This is a genomic window from Kitasatospora sp. NPDC098663 (assembly GCF_044760075.1).
GTDB lineage: Bacteria > Actinomycetota > Actinomycetes > Streptomycetales > Streptomycetaceae > Kitasatospora.
Genome location: NZ_JBIWAP010000125.1, coordinates 1 through 2545 on the forward strand (window position 1 = coordinate 1; position 2545 = coordinate 2545).

Below are 2545 nucleotides of genomic sequence, written 5' to 3' on the forward strand. Positions count from 1 at the left end.
GGGCCTTGGGCTGGTCGGTGAGGTAGGCCTCGATGTCGTGGACGTCGGCCAGTGCCCAGTCGTGCTTGCCTCGATGACCTGCGAGGAACCGAGCGAGGTCACGCACGATGGCCAGCGCCGCCTCCACGGTCGCATCGCTGCGGGGTCGGGTTCCGGCCCGCCGGGCTCGCTCGCGCGAGTGCATCATGAAGTCGGCGAATGCCTGCACCGGTGGCCGCAGGTCCTCGGGGACGGCGTCGATTCGACGTCGGCGGCGGCCGGCCGCGAGTCGCTCAGCCTGATCGGTGACCATGGCCAGGCCCTGCAAGGTGAAGAAGGTCTCCAGCGCGCGGGCGAGAGTGCCCATCGAGCGTTCTGGCCAGCGGGAGCGTTCGAGCACGGCCTGGGGATGGTTGGGCTGGCCGTCCAGGAGAAGCCGCCCCAAGGAAGTGATCATCGTGCAGGCTCGGCCGACGGAGTACTTGCCAGCGAGATCGGCGGCGAAGTCCCTCAGCCAGTCCGGGGGTTGGTCGAGCTCTGCGGCAAGGTGCTCGGCTCGGACGAAAGGCCGGTCAGGGTGACGCTGCCAGCAGGCTGAGCACAGTCCCAGACCTGCGTGCTTCCGTACTCTGCCGCACTGTTCGCAGACCCGGGGCGGCTGCTTGCTCTGGCGGGGTCGCGAGCAGTGTCCGCACCAGCCGGTGTCCTCGTGCAGATATCCGGGCCGGCTGCAGCGAGGGCACGGCCTCTTGGCCGCGTCGCGTTCGGACTGGCGTGAGCAAGTGCGGCAGAGTGTCGAGGATTTGCTTCGCACCGGATGTCCGCAGGCGGTGCATACGCGTGAGCAGGTGATGCACCGGCCGGTGTCCGCCTGGAGGACCCGCTGCTGGCCACAGCGGGGACAAGCGGCCCGGGCCGCTGCCTCCTTCTGCTGGGCAGTGCAGCGGCAGCAGTAGTGCCGGTCGATGAAGCCGACCGGGGCTCCGCAGCCGGTGCAGTCGCTCTGTTTGACACCCACGATGCCGCCCTCGTTTCCGGGTCACAGGGGAGGCATCGAACGGCCCCGGGCGGAGGCCGCCTTCGGCAGGTCGGCGACCGGCCGCGGCGGGGCCGCGGGCTGCTCGACGGGGGTGGTGTCGACCTCGAACAGGTCGTTGGGGGTGCATTCCAGCGCGGTGCACAGCGCGATCAGGGTGGACATCTTCACCTGGGAGGGCTCTTTGCTGAACAGCGCGGACACCGACGCGGAGGACATCTGCAGCCCGGCTCGTTCGGCCAGGAGCCGCTGCAGTTGGGTGCCGGTCCACACCTCTCGCTGGGCGGCGGCCATCCGCAGGCGCCATCGGATCTTCATGCGGAGCCGTCCCCCTCGGCGGTGAGTTCGCCGAGCGTGGTGGTCACTGCGCGGCGATAGGCATCCTCGATGAACGTCGCGGACGGACGGACGTATCTCATCGTCGAGCTGACTGTCCAGTGACCAAGGAGTTGTTGGATTGCCACCAAGTCCACGCCGCGCTCGTAGTTGTGGGTCGCGCAGGCCCGTCGCAGGGCATGCGGGCTGAACCGATCGGTCGCCGGGCGGCCTTCAAGTTCCATCAGATAGCGCAGGCGGTTGCGGATCGTCCCGCGGTGCAGAATGCCGCCGGACTCGTCCGCGAACAGCACCGGCGAGTCGGGGAACTTGCCGCGGACGTCGTCGAGGAACCAGTGCAGGACGAGGTCGAGCCCGTCCAGCATCGGCACCCAGCGCGGCCTGGGGCCGGAGGTGCGGGCGCCCTTGCCGAACCGCACGTGAAGCTTGCCGAACGGGCCCCGCGTGAAGTGGACGTCCGGGCGGTCCAGAAGCGACGCCTCTTCCGAGCGCAGGCCAGCGTGATAGAGGGTTCGGAACATCGCATAGTCCCGGGCGGCGGGTGCGTACTTGCGGGCGGTGGCGATCCGGGTCTTGAGAAAGTCGAAAAACTCCGCCACTCGCTCGGGGGTCGGCGGCGGCAGCTGGGCCGGGGAGTCGTCCCCGACATGCCGGGACGCATTGAACTCATCGACCGGGCAGACCAGGCGGACGCCGAACCCCGCCTCGATCTCGACAGCCTTGCGGACCTGCAGGAACCGGTGGAAGCCCTTGAAGATCTGCACGTAATCGCGGCGGGTCGATGCGGCCCGCCCGGCGAGGGTCAGGTCACCGACGACGCGGTCGATGTCTTCGGGGGTGACGTCCCACGCCGGCCGGCCCAGCGCGGTCAGCGTTCGTTCCAGCAGCCCGATGTCGTTCTCGACAGTCACCGGGCTGAACCCGCGGGCTCGCCACGAGGCGACGAACGCCTCGACGCACTCGGCCTGAAAATCCCACGGATCGGCGGTGACCGGCTCCAGCAGAACGGCACCACCTTGGACCACCCGCAACTGGGCTGTCACCGGCACACCTTCCTCGCACCTGACCGATCAAGGCAACACCTGGAGAATCCTGGCACCACCACGAAGACCAACGAGGACCACGGAAGATGGATACGGGCCGGTGGCAGCGGCGATCCACGAAAAGGAACATGTGCCAGCCCCAGATCGCTGG

General features: G+C 68.7%; 2 protein-coding genes and 1 pseudogene. All 3 read right to left on the minus strand.

Going from position 1 to position 2545, the window contains the following annotated elements:
- Positions 1-424: pseudogene (locus ACIQVZ_RS42350) on the minus strand (integrase); the annotation flags it as partial.
- A gap of 594 nt (positions 425-1018) precedes the next feature.
- Entirely contained in the window at positions 1019-1333 is a 315-nt protein-coding gene (locus tag ACIQVZ_RS42355) for a helix-turn-helix domain-containing protein (protein ID WP_402458508.1), read from the minus strand.
- Positions 1330-2394 carry a tyrosine-type recombinase/integrase gene (locus tag ACIQVZ_RS42360; RefSeq protein WP_402458511.1) on the minus strand — a complete coding sequence of 355 codons (1065 nt, stop codon included), beginning with the start codon at positions 2392-2394 and terminating at the stop codon, positions 1330-1332. Before ACIQVZ_RS42360 ends, ACIQVZ_RS42355 begins: the two co-directional genes overlap by 4 nt.
- Positions 2395-2545 lie beyond the last annotated feature (151 nt).

What these genes read in the sequence shown, in the direction of transcription:
- ACIQVZ_RS42355 (WP_402458508.1), bottom strand. Translation starts at nt 1,333, where the DNA reads ATGAAGATCCGATGGCGCCTGCGGATGGCCGCCGCCCAGCGAGAGGTG.